The 20,555-nt window shown below is 65.7% G+C and carries 17 protein-coding genes; 10 read left to right on the plus strand and 7 right to left on the minus strand.

The annotated features are described in order from the left end of the window. Nucleotides 1-23 precede the first annotated feature (23 nt). Nucleotides 24-869 carry a formyltetrahydrofolate deformylase gene (gene purU, locus ACP7AR_RS16660; protein WP_426188270.1) on the minus strand — a complete coding sequence of 282 codons (846 nt, stop codon included), beginning with the start codon at nt 867-869 and terminating at the stop codon, nt 24-26. A 97-nt stretch (nt 870-966) separates the two neighbouring features. Between purU and ACP7AR_RS16665 the strand changes: the two genes are divergently transcribed. The 3 genes from ACP7AR_RS16665 to ACP7AR_RS16675 all read left to right on the plus strand — a co-directional run bounded on the left by ACP7AR_RS16665 (nt 967) and on the right by ACP7AR_RS16675 (nt 5,264). Continuing rightward, nucleotides 967-2,175 carry a cation:proton antiporter gene (locus tag ACP7AR_RS16665; protein ID WP_426188272.1) on the plus strand — a complete coding sequence of 403 codons (1,209 nt, stop codon included), beginning with the start codon at nt 967-969 and terminating at the stop codon, nt 2,173-2,175. Continuing rightward, nucleotides 2,172-2,651, plus strand: a complete 480-nt coding sequence (locus ACP7AR_RS16670; protein ID WP_426188274.1) for a glutaminase — start codon at nt 2,172-2,174, stop codon at nt 2,649-2,651. The genes ACP7AR_RS16665 and ACP7AR_RS16670 overlap by 4 nt, the downstream gene beginning before the upstream one ends. Before the next feature lie 72 nt (nt 2,652-2,723). Next, complete coding sequence (locus tag ACP7AR_RS16675; protein WP_426188276.1) at nt 2,724-5,264, plus strand: ATP-dependent Clp protease ATP-binding subunit; 2,541 nt, start codon at nt 2,724-2,726, stop codon at nt 5,262-5,264. A 10-nt stretch (nt 5,265-5,274) separates the two neighbouring features. On the opposite strand, the gene ACP7AR_RS16680 is transcribed toward ACP7AR_RS16675, so the two are convergent. Both ACP7AR_RS16680 and ACP7AR_RS16685 read right to left on the minus strand, forming a co-directional pair. Continuing rightward, nucleotides 5,275-5,991 carry a glutamine amidotransferase-related protein gene (locus tag ACP7AR_RS16680; RefSeq protein ID WP_426188278.1) on the minus strand — a complete coding sequence of 239 codons (717 nt, stop codon included), beginning with the start codon at nt 5,989-5,991 and terminating at the stop codon, nt 5,275-5,277. A 19-nt stretch (nt 5,992-6,010) separates the two neighbouring features. Next, on the minus strand, nt 6,011-6,754 hold the full coding sequence (locus ACP7AR_RS16685; protein WP_426188280.1) for a substrate-binding domain-containing protein: 744 nt from the start codon (nt 6,752-6,754) through the stop codon (nt 6,011-6,013). 168 nt (nt 6,755-6,922) lie between these two features. Here ACP7AR_RS16685 and ACP7AR_RS16690 point away from each other — a divergent pair, with 168 nt between their 5' ends. Genes ACP7AR_RS16690 through ACP7AR_RS16700 form a run of 3 tightly spaced genes read left to right on the plus strand, consistent with a single transcriptional unit; the run spans nt 6,923 to nt 10,629 of the window. Beyond that, complete coding sequence (locus tag ACP7AR_RS16690) at nt 6,923-7,867, plus strand: PhnD/SsuA/transferrin family substrate-binding protein (protein ID WP_426188282.1); 945 nt, start codon at nt 6,923-6,925, stop codon at nt 7,865-7,867. A 39-nt stretch (nt 7,868-7,906) separates the two neighbouring features. Then, nucleotides 7,907-8,803: a phosphonate ABC transporter ATP-binding protein gene (phnC, locus tag ACP7AR_RS16695; protein ID WP_426188284.1), complete on the plus strand. Its 897-nt coding sequence runs from the start codon at nt 7,907-7,909 to the stop codon at nt 8,801-8,803. Then, a complete protein-coding gene (locus ACP7AR_RS16700; RefSeq protein ID WP_426188286.1) occupies nt 8,800-10,629 on the plus strand; it encodes a PhnE/PtxC family ABC transporter permease in 1,830 nt (609 codons plus the stop codon). The genes phnC and ACP7AR_RS16700 overlap by 4 nt, the downstream gene beginning before the upstream one ends. An 11-nt stretch (nt 10,630-10,640) precedes the next feature. On the opposite strand, the gene ACP7AR_RS16705 is transcribed toward ACP7AR_RS16700, so the two are convergent. The 3 genes from ACP7AR_RS16705 to ACP7AR_RS16715 form a co-directional block, all read right to left on the minus strand. Next, nucleotides 10,641-11,048 (minus strand): transferase, encoded by a 408-nt coding sequence (locus tag ACP7AR_RS16705; RefSeq protein ID WP_426188288.1) that lies wholly within the window; start codon nt 11,046-11,048, stop codon nt 10,641-10,643. A gap of 101 nt (nt 11,049-11,149) precedes the next feature. Continuing rightward, on the minus strand, nt 11,150-11,923 hold the full coding sequence (locus tag ACP7AR_RS16710) for a DNA-formamidopyrimidine glycosylase family protein (RefSeq protein ID WP_426188290.1): 774 nt from the start codon (nt 11,921-11,923) through the stop codon (nt 11,150-11,152). Further along, nucleotides 11,916-12,704, minus strand: a complete 789-nt coding sequence (locus ACP7AR_RS16715) for an EI24 domain-containing protein (RefSeq protein ID WP_426188292.1) — start codon at nt 12,702-12,704, stop codon at nt 11,916-11,918. The genes ACP7AR_RS16710 and ACP7AR_RS16715 overlap by 8 nt, the downstream gene beginning before the upstream one ends. A gap of 132 nt (nt 12,705-12,836) precedes the next feature. Between ACP7AR_RS16715 and ACP7AR_RS16720 the strand changes: the two genes are divergently transcribed. After that, nucleotides 12,837-15,836, plus strand: coding sequence for an MGH1-like glycoside hydrolase domain-containing protein (locus ACP7AR_RS16720; protein WP_426188294.1), 3,000 nt, complete (start codon nt 12,837-12,839; stop codon nt 15,834-15,836). Nucleotides 15,837-15,856: 20 nt separating this feature from the next. Here the strand turns inward: ACP7AR_RS16720 and ACP7AR_RS16725 are convergent, their stop codons facing one another. Then, nucleotides 15,857-16,846: a LacI family DNA-binding transcriptional regulator gene (locus ACP7AR_RS16725; RefSeq protein ID WP_426188296.1), complete on the minus strand. Its 990-nt coding sequence runs from the start codon at nt 16,844-16,846 to the stop codon at nt 15,857-15,859. A gap of 319 nt (nt 16,847-17,165) precedes the next feature. On the opposite strand from ACP7AR_RS16725, the gene ACP7AR_RS16730 reads away from it, so the two are divergent. The 3 genes from ACP7AR_RS16730 (at nt 17,166) to ACP7AR_RS16740 (ending at nt 20,500) form a co-directional block, all read left to right on the plus strand. Further along, nucleotides 17,166-18,047, plus strand: coding sequence for a carbohydrate ABC transporter permease (locus ACP7AR_RS16730; protein ID WP_426188298.1), 882 nt, complete (start codon nt 17,166-17,168; stop codon nt 18,045-18,047). Next, nucleotides 18,044-18,916, plus strand: a complete 873-nt coding sequence (locus tag ACP7AR_RS16735; protein WP_426188300.1) for a carbohydrate ABC transporter permease — start codon at nt 18,044-18,046, stop codon at nt 18,914-18,916. The genes ACP7AR_RS16730 and ACP7AR_RS16735 overlap by 4 nt, the downstream gene beginning before the upstream one ends. Before the next feature lie 117 nt (nt 18,917-19,033). After that, on the plus strand, nt 19,034-20,500 hold the full coding sequence (locus ACP7AR_RS16740; RefSeq protein ID WP_426188302.1) for an ABC transporter substrate-binding protein: 1,467 nt from the start codon (nt 19,034-19,036) through the stop codon (nt 20,498-20,500). The last annotated feature ends 55 nt before the right edge of the window (nt 20,501-20,555 follow it).

The following is a 20,555-nucleotide window of genomic DNA, read 5'->3' on the forward strand; positions in this document are numbered from 1 at the left end:
GGCACCTGCCCCGCGGCGGTCGGCTAAAGGATGACGGTCGACTTCCCGTGCACGATCACGCGATCCTCCGCGTGCCACTGCACGGCTCGGGCGAGAACCTGACGCTCGACGTCGGCCCCGCGGCTCTGCAGGTCGGCGGCCGAATCGGAGTGCGTGGCGCGCGTGACGTCCTGCTCGATGATCGGCCCCTCATCGAGGTCGGCGGTCGCGTAGTGCGCGGTGGCGCCGATGAGCTTCACTCCGCGTTCCTTGGCCCGCGCATACGGATTGGCGCCGATGAACGCGGGCAGGAACGAGTGATGGATGTTGATGACGGGAGCGGCGACCTTCTCGATGAAGTCATCGGTGAGGATCTGCATGTACCGTGCGAGCACCACGAGGTCGACATTGCCCTGCAGCAGTTCGAGCTGACGCTGCTCCATCGCGGCCTTGTCTGCTGACGGAATGTGCACGAACGGCACGCCGAAGGTGCGCACGGACTCTGCGAGATCGGGGTGGTTCGAGATGACCATGGTGATGTCGATGTCGAGCTGTCCGCGCTGTGTGCGCCACAGCAGCTCCATCAGGCAGTGGTCGTACTTCGAGACGAAGATGGCCACACGCTTGCGCTTGGCGACATCGTGCAGAGACCACTCCATGCCGAACCGCTCGGCGACCTCGGTGATCGATGCTTCGAGTACGGGACGCGCGGCGGCGAGTCCTGCGAGCTGGATGACCGTGCGCTGGAAGAATCGGCCGACATCCGTCGAGTGCTGATCGAGCGAGACGATGTTGGCGCCGTGCTCGGCGAGAACGCCGGCGACGGCAGCGACGATTCCGGGCTGGTCATCGCAGGCGACGAGCAGGCGGGCGGTGTCGGGCTGAGACATGGATGCTCCTTGCAGGGTGTTCGTAGATTCTCTCGCGGCACCGCCCGCCGTGACGAATCGACACCGCTGCGGGCCCTGGTGTCGATACTCTGAGCGGGTGACTGCGAGCGAGATCGGACTTGTGTTGATACCGCTTCTCGCGGTGGCCGCGCCGTTGCTGGCTCGCGGCATCCGCCCGGTGCTGCGTGTGCCGATCATCGTGTTCGAGCTCGTGCTCGGGATCATCTTCGGACCGGCCGTGCTCGGCTGGGTGGCGCCAGGGCAAGTGCTCGACAAGCTCAGTGATTTCGGGCTGGCGATGTTGTTCTTCATGGCAGGCAGCGAGATCGATTTCCGGGCGATCGCCGGTCGGCCGCTCGTGCGGGCTTCGCTCGGGTGGCTGCTCAGCGTGATGCTGGGCGTCGGTGTCGGATTCCTGATCGCCCCGGATGAGGGCATGATCGTGATCGGGATCGCCCTGAGCTCGACCGCGCTCGGCACGCTCATGCCGATCCTGCGCGATGCCCGCGAACTGGACACTCCGTTCGGGAAGATCGTCACCGCGATCGGTGCGGTGGGGGAGTTCCTTCCGCTGATCGCGATCTCGATCTTCCTCAGCACGCGCCGTGCACCGGTGGCGGCAGCGATCCTGCTCACGTTCGTCGTGCTCGCCGCTCTCGTGATCTTGATCGCGCGTCGCACACCGCACGGTCGTCTGCACACGTTCGTCGGAGCAACGCTGCACACCTCCGACCAGTTCGGAGTGCGGTTCGTGCTGATGCTCATCGCCGCGCTGGTCGGGCTCAGCGTGTTGCTCGACCTCGACATGCTGCTCGGTGCCTTCGTCGCCGGCGCGGTGTGGCGCATCATCATGGCGCGCGCACCGGAGTCGGATGCTGTCGCCGTGGAGAGCAAGCTGGAGGCGATCGCCTTCGGGTTCCTGGTGCCGGTCTTCTTCTTGTACACCGGCGTCACATTCGACCTCGGCCGGCTCATGGCGTCGCCACTGGCGATCTCACTGGTTCCGCTGTTCCTGATCGCGCTGCTCGTCATCCGCGGTGCCGCCGCCCAGCTTTCGGCGTCACGCGGGGCGAGTCTGCGCGAACGCACGGCGCTCGGGATGCTCGCGGCGACCGGCCTGCCGATCATCGTCGCTGTCACGGCGATCGGCGTGGATGAAGGCATCCTCGATCCCGCGATCGCGGCGGCATTGGTCGGAGCAGGCATGCTGTCGGTGCTGATCTATCCGCTCGTGGCGATGATCCTGCGCGGCGATCGTGAACGACTGGACACCGCGGAGCGGACGCTGCCGCAGGGGGAGCTGTGACCACGACGGCCGAGATCCTGGACGCCGCGCGGGCGTCGCTGCTCGGCGCACCCAGGGAGGGGCTCGGCGAGGAGCGTTCATCGCGCTGGCGCGGCGAGCGGATCGTGCGTGTGGGCGACGCCTGGCACGTGGGAGTGCTGCTGCTCACTGACGACCGGGTGCTCGCGACCGCCGAGATCCTGCGTGCGGCCGATCCGGGGCGGCGTGGATACACCGCAGAGTCGGCCCGCGCACGAGCAGCGCGACGACAGCTGGCGCTGCGGGGCGGCTTCGACGAGGGCGACGTCGTGCATGTCGGTTGGTCGATCATCGACGTGGCCGCCGTGGATGCCGGCGGTTCATCCGGTCCGCTCGCGCTGATCGATGGGGTGCCGTCAGTGCGATGGTCCAGCCCTTCGACAGGCTCGGGGGCCGGGGCATACATGCCGTTGGAGGCCTATCTGCGTGAGCGTATCGACCTGATGCGCAATCTCTGAGAATGACGGGGAATACTCCGGAACCAACGGCGTTGAAGTTGAGTGAAGCACGCTCAACTTTAGGAGAACGCAATGCCCAACGACTTCAGCGACAACGGCGCGAACTCGTTCGATGAGTTCCTCGCCCGATATCTCGCAGGCGAGCGAGCCCGGCAGACCCGGTCGATCGACCTCAGTCGATTCCTGACGGCTCGTACGCAGGAGATCCTGCAGAACGCGGGCCGTCTGGCACTCGAGCGCGGCCAGACCGAGCTCGACGCTCTGCACGTTCTGCGCACGATCGTCGAGGACGCCACCGTCGCACAGGCCATCGAGCGCATCGGCGTGACGCCGCAGCAGATCATCGACGCCGTCGAAACCCGGCTTCCGGCGCCGGCGGCGCGCGCCGAGGCGGACGCAGCCACCATAACGCCGAGCGCCAGCCGCGCTCTCTTCCACGCCTATCAGGTGGCGCGTTCCTCCGGCGCGACCTACATCGAGCCGGCGCACGTCTTCTTCGCGCTCGTGCTCGGCCAGGACGTGCCGGCAGGTCAGGTTCTCGCGCAGATCGGCGTGACGGCGGATGCGCTCACCGATGCCGCGCGCGGGCACGTCGACGCCCCCGTCGGCGGCGACGCTGCGGGCGCAGAGGCGTCGGCATCCGGCTCCGCCATGCTCGACAAGTACGGCATCGACCTGACGGCTCGGGCACGAGCCGGCGAACTCGACCCCGTGATCGGTCGCAGCGATGAGATAGAGCAGACCATCGAGATCCTCAGCCGCCGCACGAAGAACAACCCTGTCCTGATCGGCGAGGCGGGTGTCGGCAAGACGGCGATCGTCGACGGCATCGCTCAGGCGATCGTCGACGGCACGGTTCCCGCGCAGCTCGAGGGTCGTCGGGTGATCGCACTCGATCTGCCCGGCATGCTCGCCGGCACACGCTACCGCGGTGACTTCGAAGAGCGCCTGACCAAGACGATGGACGAGATCGCCGCGCACAAGGACGAGGTGATCGTGTTCATCGACGAGGTGCACACGGTCGTCGGTGCCGGTGGATCCGGTGAGGGAGGCATGGACGCGGGCAACATTCTCAAGCCCCGTCTTGCCCGAGGAGACCTGCACATGGTCGGCGCGACCACACTGAAGGAATACCGCCAGATCGAGAAGGACCCTGCGCTGGAGCGCCGCTTCCAGCCGGTGAAGGTGGACGAGCCGAACATCGAAGACGCCGTGCGCATCCTCGAAGGGCTGACCGACGCCTATCAGGACCACCACCGCGTGACGTACACGGATGCCGCGCTTCGTGCCGCCGTGACGATGAGTGCCCGCTACCTGCCCGACCGCGTGCTGCCTGACAAGGCGATCGACCTGATCGACCAAGCAGGTGCGCGACTGCGCCTGAAGCTGGGCCTGCCTGCAGACACCTCAGAGCTCATGATGGAGCTCGCCGACCTCGAAGCACGCAAGAACGAGGCCGTCAGCGCCGAGCACTACGAGGAGGCGTCGCGTCTGCGCGATGAGATCGTGCAGACCCAGGCCCGGATCGACGCGATGGCCTCCGGCGAATCGGGTGCCATCAGCGCGATCGTCGACGAGCGTGAGATCGCCGAGGTGATCGCACGGGCCACAGGCATCCCGGCCAGCCGTCTCACCGAGGATGAGCGGGAGCGCCTCGGCGATCTCGAGACCGACCTGCATGCGCGGGTGATCGGTCAGGAGGACGCCGTGACCGCCGTGGCCCGCGCCGTGCGGCGCAGCCGTACGGGTATGGGCGACGCGCGCCGTCCGGTCGGATCCTTCCTGTTCCTCGGCCCCACCGGCGTAGGCAAGACCGAGCTTGCGAAGGCCCTGGCCGACCGCCTGTTCGATGACGAGAACGCCGTGATCCGCTTCGACATGAGCGAGTTCGGTGAGCGGCACACCGTCTCGCGACTCGTCGGTGCTCCTCCCGGATACGTCGGCTACGACGAGGCGGGTCAGCTCACCGAGCGTGTGCGTCGAAGCCCGTACTCGATCGTGCTTTTCGACGAGATCGAGAAGGCGCACCCTGACGTGTTCAACCTGCTGCTGCAGGTGCTCGACGACGGACGCCTCACGGACGGGCAGGGCCGCACGGTCGACTTCCGCAACACGGTGATCGTGATGACATCGAACGTCGGCAGCGAGTTCCTCGCCTCGCGTTCAGGTGCGCTCGGCTTCGTCTCGTCGCAGGATGCGTCGGCGAACGGGTTCTCCTCGATGAAGGATCTCCGTGACCGTGTGATGGGCAAGCTGCGTGAAGCCATGCGTCCGGAGTTCCTGAACCGCATCGACGAGATCGTGCTGTTCCAGAAGCTCACCAAGGATGAGCTGGCGCGTATCGTGCGGCTCATGCTGACGGCGACCTCGACCCGCCTCGCCGAGCGCGACATGCGCCTCGACGTGTCGGATGACGCGGTGGCCTGGCTGGGCGAGAACGGCTACGAGCCCGAGTTCGGCGCGCGTCCGCTGCGTCGCCTGATCCAGCGCGAGGTCGACGACCGCATCGCCGACCTGCTGGTCGCGGGCGCTCTCGATGACGGGGGCACTGTACGAGTGGATGCCACGGGCGACGGCCTCGTCGTCGAGGCCGCGGTGCACGCGATCGCCTAGGGCCTCTCGCTCACGCGAAGGTCTCCGCGAACCTGCGAAGCAGATCCTCGCCGCCCAGACCCTGGGCGGCGAGGATCTCTGCTTCCACGATGTCGAAAGCCTCAGGGTCGAAGTACCCGTTGCCCCGGTAGAACGTCATCCGGTCGGCGAAGTCCTGCGGACTCGGCTCCGGGTGGAACTGCGTCGCGTACAAGCGGGTGCCGACACGATAGGCCTGAACAGGGCAGTCGTCGTTCGTCGCGAGCAGCACCGCATCCGGCGGGACAGCGGTCGCACTCTCCTTGTGCGCAGTGAACACGTTCAGTGCGGGCGCACTGGGTCCGAAGACGCGATCGGCGGCCCCCGCATCCGTCGTTCTGATCTCGGTCGCGCGGGTCGCTTCAGGATACGAGAGGGTCAGCGCGCCACCGAGCATGCGCGTCACGACCCCGATGCCGAAGCAGGTGAAGAGGGCCGCGGTATCGTTCGCGAGTGCTCGTGCGGCGATCCGCTCGAGATCGGCCTCGACGCGCTGCTGCAACGGTGACTTCACAGCGTCCGTCACATTGAACGGCGAGCCCCCGATGACGAATCCGTCGTGGCGGTCGAGCACCTCATCGGTGAGGGGAGCGGCGAGCAGGTCGAACTGGTCGAGGTCGTCGACGGCGAGGCCCCGCAGGAATGAGACATGCTCCGCCTCAGCTGCACCGCGCTCCGGCCGAACGCAGACGTAGAGAAGCGAAGCCATGCAGATAACCTATCGTCGCTCAGCGCGAGGAATTGGCGGTGCGCCCTCGTACGATGCCGACGAAGGTGTCGACGTCCTCTGTCGTGCGCTCCCGAGGCCATGCGAGCGCGACGGTGGAGATCGGACCTCCGCGCAGCGGCCGATGGCCGGCGTCCTTGCGCTGGTGGAGACGAGCCAGCGACATCGGCACGATGACGATACCGACGCCGGTGGCAGCAGTGGCGATCGCCTCGGCCGTCGTCTCGAGCCGGGCGAATTCCGGTGCGACGGTGCCGGGGATGTCGAGCGGTCCGAGCACGTCGTCGAGCGGAGTGATCAGCACTTCTCCCACGAGATCTGCGGGATCGAGCTCGTCGACGACGAGCAGGTGCGACTCCGCTGATGTCACGACCACCGAGACCTCGTCGTAGAGCGGAATCAGATGCAGGGTCTCATCGACGAGAGGAAGCCGGATGAGCGCGGCATCCAATTCCTCGATCGAGGTGCGCTGGGTCTCGGCGTCGATCGGCACGAGTTCGAGAGTCACGTGCGGCATGCGCCGCTTCCACGTGTCGATCCACTTTCCGGGGGTGGCACCGGGGACGGCGCCGAGGCGAAACGTACGCGGCTCCTCCACCACTGCGGGGGCGTCGAAGACGACCTTGCGTGCGGGTGCGCTCGGCTGTCTCTTCGACTGGTGGGACGCGCGTGACGACGTCTTCGATGTCGAAGGGCGCTTCGCCGATGCTCCGCGCTCGCCCTGACGCCCGCGCTGTTTCGCCATGGCTTCAGGCTACCCGTGCCTCAGCGCACGCGATGCCGCTGCGAATTCATGTCTCGTTTACGCGACCTTTGGATTCTCGATCCACGGGCGTCTCCTCCCGCCCCTTGACTGTCGAAGTCGGTCGTCCCGCCGATCCTCACCCTGCACTGTCACCGAAAGGTCCTCCCCATGCAGTCCACCCTCACGCGCGGCCTCGCCGTCGCCGCTGGTCTCACACTCGCGTTCGGGCTCGCCGCCTGCGCCCCCTCGCCGGCCTCGTCCGACACCGAAGGCGACACCACTGCCGCAGAAGGCACGTTCGCCTCTGGCAACTCGGACACCCTCGTCTTCGCCGTGCTGCCCGACCACGAGGGCGCGGACCAGGACGCTCAGCCGATCGCGGACTGGATCGCCGAGATCACCGGCAAGGAGGTGGAGCTCTTCCAGGCCACCGACTACACCGCCGTCGTGCAGGGCCTCGCCGCAGACCAGATCGACATCGCGCAGATCTCGGCCTTCACTTACTACCAGGCGCAGAATGCCGGCGCGGACATCGTGCCGATCGGCGCGCAGATCACCCAGGAGGGCGCCGAGCCCGGCTACTTCTCGGTCGCCGTGAAGAACCCGGCCGCCTCTGACGTGACCTCGCTCGAGGACTTCGCCGATCAGCCGGTCTGCTTCGTCAACCCGACCTCCACTTCCGGCTTCGCCGTTCCGATGGGCGGACTGCTCGAGGCAGGCGTGACCGTCGCCGACGAGAACCGCCTCTTCGGCGAGGAGCACGACCTCAACGCCAAGAAGGTCGCTGAGGGCACCGACTGCCAGGTCGGCTTCGCACAGGACGTCGACGCCGACCCGCTGATCGAATCGGGTGAGCTCGAAGAGGTCACCCGTGTGCAGGTTCCCGCCGCGCCGATCGTGATGCAGGCCGCGCTGCCTCAGGACGTGCAGGACCAGCTCGTCGACGCGCTCGCCGACAGCACTCAGTCCGACCTGACCGACGCCGGTGTCGAACTCAACGAGTTCCTCACCGAGGGATGGTTCGGCTTCGGTGCAGTGGACGACGCGTACTACGACCTCATCCGCACCCTGTGCACCGAGATCGCCGACGAGGTCGAGGCCTGCCAGGCCTGACCCGATCAGCCCACTCGCACGCACCACAGGAGAGATGACATGACGAACAGCGACACCCCCGCAGTCCGGATCACCGATCTGGGGAAGATCTATCCCGGAACCGTGCAACCGGCTCTGGAGGGGGTGTCGCTGTCCGTCGTCCCGGGCGAGATCGTCGTCCTGCTCGGCCTCTCCGGCTCGGGCAAGTCGACGCTGCTCCGCCACGTCAACGGACTGGAGACGCCGTCCTCCGGCTCCGTGGTCTCGCTCGGCCAGGCGGTTCCCGAGCTGCGGGGGCAGGCGCTGCGTGCGCTGCGCGGGCGGATCGGATTCATCTTCCAGCAGTTCGAGCTCGTCGGCGCTCTGACGGTCATCGAGAACGTGCTGACCGGAGGTCTCGCCACGTTGCGCGGCCCACGCGTCGGCAGCCTGAGCTACCCGCGACGCATGCGCGAGAAGGCGCTCGGTCATCTCGACCGCGTGGGATTGCTCGATTTCGCCTATCAACGCGCCGACAATCTCTCCGGTGGTCAGCAGCAGCGTGTCGCGATCGCCCGCGCCCTCATGCAGGACCCGGAGATCCTTCTCGCCGACGAGCCCGTCGCATCACTCGACCCCGAGTCGAGCGGCCAGGTCATGTCGCTCATCCGCGAGATCGCCGCTGAGCGCTCGCTCACGGTCATCTGCTCACTTCACCAGGTCGATCTCGCGCTGAGCTGGGGCGACCGCATCATCGGGCTCCGCGCCGGGAGTATCGTGCTCGACACGCGAACCGATGACCTGACGCGCGAAGAGGTCATGGAGATCTACGGCCGTGTGGCCACCAGCACGAGCGAGATCGCCGCGCTGGAGACCGAGCTCGCCGAGGCGCGCGAGCAGGTGCTCACGCAGGAGTTGCAGCGTTCCGCGGCGCGCGAGCGTCTTGCAGAGGAATTCGCGAACGAGGAGCCGGCGTGACCACCCTCGCCGAGCGCCCCGCGGCCCTCGCCGACCGCATATCGCGGCTTCCGCGCCCCGCCCCTCGACTGTCCTCGGTCGTCTCATACGGCGTCATCATCGCCATTCTCGGCCTCGGCGTATGGTCGTTCATCGGGCTCGACTACAGCCTGAAGAGCCTCGAGACGACAGGCGCCAATCTCTCCCGGTTCCTCAGCATGGCGACGCCGATGCAGTGGCCGGGGTGGGACGTCACCGCCGAGGTACAGGCCGGTGGGGAAAAGGTCTTCGTGACGACATGGGTCGGCTTCGAGCCGATCTGGGAGATGTTCCTCACGATCGTCATCACTCTCGCGTTGGTCATCGCCGGCACGGCGCTCGCAGCGGTGCTCTCGATCCCGGTGGCCTACGGCGCAGCGCGCAACACGACGCCGAACACGGCTGTGATGGCGGTGTGCCGCGGGATCGGCGTCGTCGCCAGAGCGATTCCCGACGTCGTGTTCGTCGTCGTGCTCGCCTTCCTCTGGTTCAACTCCGGAACGCTTCCCGCGATCGTCGCGATCGGAATCCACTCGGTCGGCATGATCTCCAAGATGTTCGCCGATGCGATCGAGCAGATCGATGAGGGCCCGCGGCTCGCCATCCGGTCCGCCGGCGGCACGAAGGCGCAGCAGTTCTGGTCGGGCGTCGTTCCACAGGTCCTTCCGGCATGGGTCGCCGTGACCCTTCATCGCGCCGATATCAACCTCCGAGGCACGGTCATCCTCGGTGTCGTCGGTGTCGTCGGCATCGGCTACGAGCTGGACGACGCGCTGCACGGCGGTCCGGCCGGCATGCGCCGCGTCATCCCTCTCGTCGTGATCATCATCGTGCTCTGCGTGCTGTTCGAGATCGTCTCCTCGCTGCTGCGCACCCGCCTGCTGAATGTCAGGCCGACGGGAAGGAGCGTGGGCGACACCGTGGCCCGTGCGGTCGCACGCAGGAGCGCGCGCGCCGCTGAAGCCGCAACCGCATCGCCGGTGACGACGCAGGAGCGGCACACGCGGATCGAAGCGGCCATGCACCGACCATGGGATCGGACCCGAATCGGCAACACGCTGTGGATCTGGCTCGGCGTGGTGGCTGTCGTCGGAGCCTTCCTCTACACGGCGCCAGACGTCACCAAGATGTTCGCCCCTGCGTGGAACGAGCTCGTGGACCCGACAAGGGACAGAGCGATCTGGCCGCCGCACTTCGGCAGCAGAGACTGGTCGGATGTGCTCGCCGCCGTCGTGACGACCATCCAGATCGCGTTCGCCGCGACGCTCATGGCGACGATCATCTCCGCCGTCGTCGGACCGCTGTCAGCGCGCAACGTCGCGCCCAACAGCGGGGTGCGCAACCTCTTCCGCGGCATCGCGCTCGTCATCCGCGCGATCCCCGATCTCGTGGTGGCGATCCTGTTCATCATCGCCGCGGGAATCGGACCTCAGGCCGGCGCGCTGGCGCTCGGCATCGGCGGCGTCGGACTGCTCGCCAAACTCATCGGTGATTCGATGGAGGAGGTGCCGAACGGTCCGGAGCGGGCGCTTGCCGCTGCAGGAGGCACCCGTGCGCAGGTGTTCTTCTCCTCCACAGTGCCGATGTCGGTGCCGGCGCTCGTCAGCCATCTGATGTATCTGCTGGAGCAGAACATCCGCTCGGCCACACTGCTCGGCATCGTCGGGGCAGGCGGCATCGGCTTCCTGCTGCTGAACGCACTGCAGGGTCGTCACTTCGACGAGGTTCTCGCCTACGTTCTCGTGATCATCGGCATGGTCGTGATCGTGGAGGCGGCGTCGATCCTCATCCGACGCGCTCTGAAGTAGCGCCGGCGGGCTCAGGCCGCCAGCCAGAGCCCTTTCCGGTCGGTGGCGATCCGCAGGCCTGCGGCGACGATCTCGTCGGCGCCGATCCGGGCGCCGCGTGCGATGCGCGCTCCGGCACCGATCTCCGTACGGACACCGATGTGCGCGCCGTCGCCGACGGCGGCACCTTGCCCGATGTGCGCATGCGCGTCGATGTAGGCGTTGTCGCCGATCACGGCATCCGGTTCCACCCACGCGCCGCGGGCGACCTTGGTCCCCGCGCCGACGCGCGCTCCTGGTTCGACATAGGCGCCGGCTTCGACAACAGCCTTCGGGTGCACCTTCGCGCCATGCGCGACGAGGCCGCGGCCGTTGACGTGCTTGCGATAACGCAACGCCTTGCCCTGGTCGTCTTCGATATCGATGTAGTTCTTACCCAAGATTCCTCCCGTGTCCGGACATCTCCGGATATATGAACAACCATGGGATGGGTGAATTCATTCCCGAACGGGGATGCTGGGTCAACGAGCCGGGTTAAGCGTCACCGCTGGCAGTTAGGACACCAGAAGGTGATGCGCTCGCGGGTGGGATCGGCGCCCTGCGCGCCTCGTCGGATGAGTGTTCCGCATCTCCGGCACGGGCGGTTCGCGCGACCGTAGACCCACGTGCTCCGGCCGGGTCTGTCGACCCCCGTGAAGGTCCGGTTCGAGCGCAGTCTGTTCGCGCGGATGGTGCGGACGCCGAGATCGACCAGGGCCGAGATGTCGACCTCCTGGGTGGGTGTCGTGGGCAGGATTCCGCGAAGGAACAGCAGTTCTGCCGCGTACTCGTTGCCGAACCCTGCGACGTTGCGCTGGTCGAGCAGGGCGACATGGATGCTGCGGGTGTCGGCGCCGAGTCGGCGCACGGCCTCGGCAGGATCCCAGTCGTCTGCGAGCGGATCGGGACCCAGATGGGCGAGCAGCTGGTCTTCGGCCACGGTGGGGACGAGCTCGACCTCTGCGATGTCGACGCCTACGGCTTCGCGCTCAGCTGTGCCGACGATCGCGCGGACTTTGAAGTCCGGATGCCGCCACCTCTCGCCGGGGCGGTAGATGAACCAGGCACCGTCCATGCGCAGATGGGAATGCAAGGTCTGATCGCCTACGCGCAACAGCAGATGTTTCCCGCGGGATGTGCATCCGCGAACGGTGGCACCGGTCAGATCGGCGGTCGCGAAGGCGGGAACACGCAGGTCGAACCGGGTCACCTCATCACCCGCCAGCGCGTCATCGAGGCGCCCCGCGGTTCGGAATACGGTGTCGCCTTCAGGCATGAGGAGGCAGCGGCTGTTCGACCGCCTGCGGCGAGGGGGTGGCGCGTTCGGTCAGTGAGCGCGCGAGGATCGTGGATCCTGCCACGGCGGCAGGCATCGTGACGATGGCGCCGAGTGGGACGAGGAAGCACAGCTGCGTCGCGACACCGAATCCGATGACCCGAGCCCGGCCGGACCTGAGCAGTTCGGAACGCGAGTACGTGGTCAGTCCGCGGGCATCGAAGGCGCGACCGGTGAGCTCGCGCGCGACCAGCCGGCCGGACAGGATCACGCCGATGACGGTGGCGAGCATCCCGCCGACCACCGGGATGAATCCGATCGCGAGGGTGAGCAGCGCCACCAGGATCCCGAGGACCACCAGTCGGATGCCTTCCCCGATCGTGGTCAGCACGCCGGTGTCTCCGGTGGGCTCAGGGCCGCCCAGAGAGCGTTCGACGCCACGCCAGATCCGTTGGTAGAACGGGTCGCCGATCGTCAGTGTGAGCGCCGTGAACACCGCACCGGCGAGCGCCAGTGCTACGACCAGGAGCACGATGCCGAGTCCGGCCCGCAGCAGTTCTCGCCAAGGGGACGCCCACCCGTCCGCGAACGGCGTGATCCAGTCGGTGATCGATCCGAGGGCGAGTCCGAAGGGCACCAGAGCGCCGGCGAGAAGCACGAAAGAGATGAGTGCGGGGATGAGACCGAGCGCGAGCAGCTTCGGCTTGGCACGCCACATGCCGAACCCCTTGCCGAGGATCCGGATGCCGGTGAAGAACTCGCGGATCACCGGGCGCGCCACTCTTGCATCATGCCGCCAGTCAATCAGAAGCGGCCGGCGAGGTGAGATCCGCCCGCCCCGGTTGACACAGTCGAAAGCTTGTGAATATGCTCACCTGAAAGGTTTCAATATCAATGATGATGGAGATTTCGAATGAAGTTCAGCGAGTTCACGACCACGCGGCGCAGATTTCTTCAAGGCACGGGTGGCGGGTTGGTGCTCGCCGCTGCCGGCTCGTTCGCGCGACCGACCGCCGCCGTCGCTGCTGAAGAGGACACCTACCGAATTGAGAACGGATTCTTCAGTCTGACCGGGGCATACGGCAAGCTCACTGAAGTAGCGTGCGATCCGACGGGGGCGGGAGCGTACGAGCCTGCAGCCTTCCGCGGAGTGTTTCTCGGAGCCACCGACTTCTTCACGACGAGCTTCAACAGCGACGTCGCGTTCGAGAGCGCGGATGGGGCCCTGAGCCTGACGGGGATTCAGCTTCCGTCGACGGCATCGCTCAAGCAGGAGCAGCTGAACTCACCGGTTCCTCTTCCGGTCGACAGTACACTCGGCCAGACCTTCACCGCTGCGATGTACCGGTTCACGCGGGTGGGCGGACAGTTCCCCACCTGGAGCAGCTCGACCTCGAAGGTGACGATGACGCTTCACGCGGGGAGCCCTGAGACCGGCCTCACCGAGATCGCCACGAGAGACGTCGACCCTGTGCAGGACAACGGGTGGGCGTACCTGGACTTCCCCGCGCAGCCCGCCGGCGTGTACTACCTGGAGATATCCGGCGCCGTCGGCACACCTGGATGGTGGAGCCGTCTCGACGGCACAGAGGTCGATCTCGGCGGAGCGGCGTACAACAACAGGCAGCGACAGCAGAATCGAACGATGACGCTCGATGTGAGCGGCTTCAATGTCGACGGCGTCGCCTCATGGGACCTCACGCTCGACGGCGCAGCGCTGGCGATGAAGTATGACGTCCAATGGAAGGGTGTCGCCCGCAAGGATCCTGGGATGACTCTGATCACATCCTGGGTCAAGGACGGCTACTCGGTCGATTATGCCGATGGCGTCCTGTTCAGTCGCTTCCACGGCGACGAGGGCGCGTACCTTCCGGCTCAGCAGATGAAGAGGCGCGATGCCTGGACGAACCCGGTGACGGGAGCGACGACGGTGACCGCGACCGGCACAGGACCGTACGACCTCCAGTTCAGCGGCAAACGGCCAGGCCTTGCCGGAACCATGGCAGATGACTCGTTGACTCTCGCGCTCACATCAGGACCTGGTGATGCGCAGGCGACGATCTCTCGTGCGATCGATGTCGGTCTCGTTGCGCATACCGATGAGCTTCCGGCGATCTTCCCCGTGTTCGTCGCATCCGATCAGGACAGAGCCGCGCAGGTCTCGACCTTCTACTGGGAGCGGGCGTTCAGCTATCGGTTCGACAGTCACGCGATGGACTGGGCGGATTGGAACGGCCGCATCCTCGACTGGACGGCGACGGCCGGATCGCGGGCACAGGCGGATTCCATCCTGAACACGAAGCAGGACGACGACGGCTACGTCTGGTCGTGGGGCGACTCACGGGGATGGCCGTTCCCTGACCCCAAGCTCTTCGATGCCAGACATTTCACGTCGAACGCGATGTACATCCTCGGCACCTGGCGCTATTACTCGTGGACGGGTGACGAGGAGTTCCTCGCCACGATGATGCCCCGTGTGAGGCGTGCGATGGACTTCTACCTCGACTCTCTCGACGGCAAGAGCGGTATCGTCACGATCGACTCGCCCGACCACGACGGCACCGACGGATCCCTCCCATCCAACTACTGGGATGTCACCTCGTTCGGCTACAAAGACGCGTTCCTGAACGCCTACTTCTACGGGGCGCTGGAGGCGCTCGCCCAGTTGGAGGAGCACGCCGGCGATGCGGCGAGAGCAGCGCGGCTGAGAACCGTGCGCAAGGTGACGAAGAAACGGTACGGACGGGAGTTCTGGAACAAGGATGCGGGCAGGTACGTGCAGACGGTCGACGTCGACGGGATCGTCCACGACTACGGTTCGACGTACGTCAACCTCGAGGCGGCGTCCTTCGGCCTCCCATCCAAGAAGCAGGCTGCGCAGATCTTCGATTGGCTCGACAACGGCCATACCGAGCTTCAGGATTCCGTTGTTCTCATCGAGAGCGGTGGCCTCGCGCCGAAGCTGGCAGCCGGTCACACCATGGCGCAGAGCTTCACGGCCAATTCCGCATTCGTCAGCGTTGCTGCACGCTTCCCGACGTACGGCGCGCGTGGGGCGGCGTTCACCATGACCCTGTTCGCAGGGACGCCGTACAGCGCGAGTGCAGTGAAGATCGCTGAGAAGCAGTTCGATGACTGGTCGGACGGGCGGGTCGCGCACATCGAGGTTCCCAGGCAGTCTCCCGGCGTGTACTACCTGGAGGTGTCGAACGTCAGCGGTGAGCTCGCGTGGTGGTCATCGGCGAAGGCTGCGCCCGGCGGTGCTGCGTATTTCGACGGCGCGATCGACCCGAACGCGTCGTCGCGGTTCGTGGTCGCCCTTGGCGAGTACTACGAGGGCCCGGCAGACATCTACTCGAAGTGGGTGTTCGCGCCGCGCTCGACGACCCGTCGCAACAGCTACTGGTTCTTCCTGACGCATCTGACAACCCCGTGGGGCGACGAGGTGCAGGACGGTGGCGCCATCCTCTACACGTCAGGGTTCGACGTCATGGCGCGCGCTCGCTACCGCGGCGCCGACGATGCGTGGGCGAGGATGACAGCGATGCTGGATCGCTGGAGCGAACCCGACCACATCAGCGGCGGGTCTCCGTTGTTCCGCGGTGAGGGCACGGTCAACAGCCCTGGTGCCACCTCGGTGGGAACCGATATCCCGTTCCCCGAGAGCGGGCTCGCCCCCGCGAGCTTCCTCTACGCCTTCATCGGGGTCGAGGCGGAGCCGGGCGCCCTGGTGATCACCCCGAACCTGCCTTCGGCGCTGACGGATGCCGGTGTCCGGCACCTGCACTGGCGAGGAAGGGCGCTCGACGTGCAGGTCACTGCCGACACGGTGTCGCTCACGGGGGAGGGTGTGGCGATCTCCGAGCCGTACTCGCGCGGAGACTCGGTGCGGATCACGTCATCGCGGCTGTAGTCGCGGGGATGATCCGGGGCTCAGATGCGCTTCGAGCTTGCCCGCACGATGAGCTCCGGTTGGATCACGATGCTGCGGACGGGCAGAGCCTGTGAAGACTCCGCCTGATCTTTCACGAGGTCCACCGCGCTGCGGCCGAACACCTCCCGTGGTCTCCGGACGGTCGACAGCGGCACTGCGGCCGTCGAGGCGAAGTCGATGTCGTCGTAGCCGACGACGGCGATGTCTTCGGGAATGCGCACGTCCGAGCCGGAGGAGATGGCCTGCATGACTCCCATCGCCAGAGAGTCGTTCGCAGCGAAGACACCATCCGGCCACAGCGTCCTGGGCCTGCTCAGCAGTTGCCGGCCGACGGTCAGTCCGGCCTGAACCGACCGCTCCGACGTGGGGAGGACTTCGAGCGCGACACCGGAGTGCGCAGCGACGGCGGCACGAGCGCCACGCAGCCGCTCGGTGATCTGGTGGATCTGGATCTCGCCGCCTACGAACGCGATGGTTCGACAACCCTGTTCGATCAGATGAGTGACTGCTCGCTCCGCCCCGAGGAAGTCGTTCACCGATGTCGATGAGAAGCGATCCGATGGACCGTACGCATCGACCAGCACGGTGGGGATCCGGCGAGTGGAGAGAGTGTCGAGCTCGCGCTCACGAGTCATTCCGGATGCGAGGATCACACCATAGACACGCTGCTGCACGAACATCTCGATGTAGCGGCCCTCGCGCTCGGGATCGCCGTTGCTGCTGACGATGAAGAGGTACAGCCCGTACTCGGCTGCCCGTCGCTCCATCGCCTCGGCGACATCGCCGAAGAACGGGTTGTTCAGCTCGAGGGCCACGAAAGCCAGCGTCGTGCTGGCGCCCGCCCGCAATTGGCGGGCGGCCTCATTGCGCACGTACCCGAGGTCGCGGATCGCCTTGGCGATGCGCTTCTTCGTGTCGGGCGCGACCCGAAGCGGAGTGTTCAGGTACTTGGAGACCGTGCCGATCGACACATCGGCCTGGTGTGCCACATCTCGAATACTGACCAATTCAGTCGCTCCTGATGTCGAGGATCGCCTCGGATCCGAAGGTTGTCGCTCACTGACGATCATAGCGACTGCCGACTTCTAGCAATGAATCGATTTCCTATGGAAGTACTTGACGTATGCACCGATTCTCAGCGATCATAATGAAACGTTTTATTTCCACGAACGCGCCTGCTGCAGGTGCGTCCGATTCGAACTCGATGGCGAGGCACTGAATTTGGTTGTGACACTCGACGCCTCTGCGCTCAGCTCGGCCCCGTCGCCTGATCCACGGCGGCGGGTGCACTCGCCTCGTAGACGGAGCGTGCGCTGGTGGATCTATCTCGCGCTGTTGCCGTTGGCGTTGTTCATCGGGTACTTCGCGTACTATCCCGCGATATCGGCCATCTTCTGGTCGTTCTTCCACTGGCAGCCGGCGGCCGATTCGACGTTCCTCGGATTCGGCAACTACGTCACCATGTTCAGCGACCAGATCTGGTGGTCGTCATTCAGGAACCTCGGTCTGATCTTCGTGTTCACTGTCGTCGCATGGGTGTTCCCGTTGCTTGCCGCCGAGCTGCTGATCTCCCTGAGAAGCGCACGCTGGCAGCTCACGATGCGCACCCTCCTCATCGTTCCGATGGCGTTCCCCGGCGTGGTGACCGCGCTCGTCTGGGGTTTCTTCTACAGCCCGAACGATGGCGTGATCAACCAGGCGCTCAAGGCGCTCGGGCTTGGCGCGCTGGCGCAGAACTGGACGGGGCAGGCGAGCACCGCACTGCTCTCGCTGCTCTTCGTGGGCTTTCCCTTCATCGCCGGACTGCCGTTCCTGATCTTCTACTCGAGCCTGCAGAACATCCCCACCGAGGTCCTCGAGGCGGCCCAACTCGACGGGGTAGGACGATTCGCCCGGTTCTGGCAGATCGACCTGCCGCTGATGGCGAGCCAGGTTCGCATCCTCATGTTCCTCGCGATCGTCGGCACGCTGCAATACGGCTTCGTCGCATACGTGCTCACGGCGGGGGGTCCGGACAACGCGACGATGGTGCCCATCCTGCGAATGATCAACGTCGCCTTCCAGGGCGGCGATTGGGGTTACTCCGCGGCGCTGTCCACGACATTGTTCGTCATCACCCTGCTCGTCAGCGCCGTGGTCATGATTGCGCGCAAACGTGACTCAGCAACGACCGATGGAGGTGCAATGTGACTATCACTCAGTCCCGCAACGTGAACACGGTTCCCGCGATGAGGCGCCCCCAGCGCGGGACGCGACAGATCGGGATCAAGACAGTCCTGATCCTTCTGGCGGCAGTCGCCCTTGCGCCGTACCTGTTCATGGTCGTGACGTCGTTCAAGACGAATCAGCAGTTCGCGGACAGCTTCTGGGCAGTCTCCTTCCCGCTTCATTTCGAGAACTATGCCGTCGCCTGGGAGCAGATCCGGCCGTACCTTGTCAATACAGCCATCGTCGCGGTGATCTCCATCGTGCTGATCCTGCTGATCGCCTCGGTCTCGGGCTTTGTGCTCGCTCGCTACAAATTCGCAGGTCGGGGGCTCATCTTCGGAGCCGTCCTGGTGCTCATGATGGTGCCGGGGCTGGCGAATCTGATCCCGCTCTTCATCATCATGAAAGACCTGGGTGTGCTGAACACCTACATCGTGCTGGTGGTCCCGTACACGGTCGGCGGGGCGGTACTCGGCACGATCCTCATCCGCAACTTCGTCGAGGGGATTCCCCAAGCGCTGTTCGATGCGGCTCGCCTCGACGGCGCAACCGGCGCGCGTATGTACTGGTCCGTGATGCTCCCGCTCTCGCTCCCCGTTCTCGGGACGATCTCGCTGCTCACCGTCAGTGAAGTGTGGAATGACTTCTTCTGGCCGCTGCTCGTGATCTCCGACAACAATCTGCGTACGGTGTCGGTCGGGCTGCAGTTCTTCCAGGGGCAGAACGCGACGGACTACGGGCCGCTGATGGCTGGCTACCTGATCGCCAGCCTCCCTCTCGTCCTGCTCTTCACGTTCCTGTCGAAGTACTTCCTCGCGGGAGTGCAGGGCGGCGTACCCGGCGCCCACTGAGCTGCACTCGCCCCTGGGTTAGGGGTGAGTGACGCGGCCTCTGACAACCGCACATTGAAACGATTTACTACCCCGACACAGCAGTTCCCGAACATCGATAAGTGAGAAAGAGGAAGCATGCTCAATTCAACGAAGACGTTGCGTCCGCGGCGCAGCGGCCTGGCCGTGATCGCGTCGGTGGCGACGCTGGGCACCATCGCCGCGCTCGCCGGATGCGCACCCGCTGGGGTCGACTCGGACACGGTGACCATCACCCTTTCAGGGCCCAACCAGTTCACGAGCGACACGAAGACCTTCGGTCCTGCGTGGGACAAGCTCATCAGCAACTTCGAGAAGGACAATCCCGACATCAAGGTGAAGACCAATGTGCTGCCGCTCAGCTCGTGGTCGCAGACGTCCGCCGCCCAGCTGACCGCCGGCACCGCACCGGAGCTGATCTTCAACCAGACGACGCATTCACCGGACCAGGTCGTGTCCCTCGACGAGGCGCTGGCGGAGCCGAACGAGTTCTCCGACACAGGCAAACCATGGATCGAGGACTTCAACTCGAAGTACTTCGGTGGCGAGGACCGTCTGGGCCAGAACACCGCCGGCCACTACGAGTCGATCCCGTTCAACCTGGTATCCGTCGGCATCTACTTCAACAAGGACATTCTCGACGATGCCGGTGTCGACGTCGAAGATCTCGCGACCTTCGACGGGTTCCTCGACGCGTGTGGCGAGATCAAGGATGCCGGCCACATCCCGCTCGCGACGGACAACGGCAACCTCCCGGTCGGATGGGCGTCGACGGCACTGTCCTCGATGCTGCTCGTGCCGGAGACCGAGGCCGTGAACCAGTTCGGTGCGGATGGCGAAGCGGGCACGAGCTCGCCCGTGACTGTGAAGAGCGTCGCGCACGGCTATCTCACCGATGAGATCAATATGTCGAAGGACCCCGGCTTCGCCGCCGTCCTCGAGTCGCTCAAGAAGCTCTACGACGAATGCGCGACGCCGAACTGGTCCGGAATCAACTCGGAGGGCGCATTCACCGGTGGAACGGACTTCCCCGGCAACAAAGCTGCAATGGCATGGGGAACCAACTTCGCCTCCACGCAGCTGGGCACGGTGGACTTCGAATACGGCACGATCCCGTTCCCGACGCTGGCGAAGAGCGATTCGGATCAGGCGACCGGTGAGCCGGCGCAGTTCGGCGTCAACAACGGTGGAACGGCATACATGATTCCTGCGTACATCAAGGGCAAGCAGCTGGATGCGGCGATCACCTTCCTGCAGTACGTCTCGAGCCCCAAGGTGCAGACCTGGCTCGACGAGACGGGAGGCATCCCAGCGGTGTCCGCTCTGACTGCCCCTCCTGGCCTTGAGGCGATGAACGACGGCGCGTGGGCGACGCTCTCCCTCGGCGGCCAGAACGGTGGGCTGTGGCGTGGACCGAAGGCTGTCGCGGCGGAGAACACGCGCACCGGCTACCTCCTCGGCACGACGTCGCTCGAGGACGAACTGATCAAGCTCAACGACAACGCAGTGGCCTGGGCCAAGGAACAGGCCGTCGAGGCGAAGTGGACAGAGGAGTGGGCGCAGTAACCCGCACGCCGCAATCCACACAACCCATTTGAGCTGTCCCTTACGAGAGGAAGCA

The sequence above is a fragment of the Microbacterium sp. TWP3-1-2b2 genome (assembly GCF_049896145.1).
In the GTDB taxonomy this organism is placed as follows: Bacteria; Actinomycetota; Actinomycetes; order Actinomycetales; family Microbacteriaceae; genus Microbacterium.

Bases quoted from the DNA above. Each gene is read 5' to 3' on its own strand.
- ACP7AR_RS16680 (WP_426188278.1), bottom strand. From the start codon at position 5,991: ATGGCTTCGCTTCTCTACGTCTGCGTTCGGCCGGAGCGCGGTGCAGCT.
- phnC (WP_426188284.1), top strand. From the start codon at position 7,907: ATGACGAACAGCGACACCCCCGCAGTCCGGATCACCGATCTGGGGAAG.
- purU (WP_426188270.1), bottom strand. From the start codon at position 869: ATGTCTCAGCCCGACACCGCCCGCCTGCTCGTCGCCTGCGATGACCAG.
- ACP7AR_RS16675 (WP_426188276.1), top strand. From the start codon at position 2,724: ATGCCCAACGACTTCAGCGACAACGGCGCGAACTCGTTCGATGAGTTC.
- ACP7AR_RS16690 (WP_426188282.1), top strand. From the start codon at position 6,923: ATGCAGTCCACCCTCACGCGCGGCCTCGCCGTCGCCGCTGGTCTCACA.
- ACP7AR_RS16720 (WP_426188294.1), top strand. From the start codon at position 12,837: ATGAAGTTCAGCGAGTTCACGACCACGCGGCGCAGATTTCTTCAAGGC.
- ACP7AR_RS16740 (WP_426188302.1), top strand. From the start codon at position 19,034: ATGCTCAATTCAACGAAGACGTTGCGTCCGCGGCGCAGCGGCCTGGCC.
- ACP7AR_RS16685 (WP_426188280.1), bottom strand. From the start codon at position 6,754: ATGGCGAAACAGCGCGGGCGTCAGGGCGAGCGCGGAGCATCGGCGAAG.
- ACP7AR_RS16710 (WP_426188290.1), bottom strand. From the start codon at position 11,923: ATGCCTGAAGGCGACACCGTATTCCGAACCGCGGGGCGCCTCGATGAC.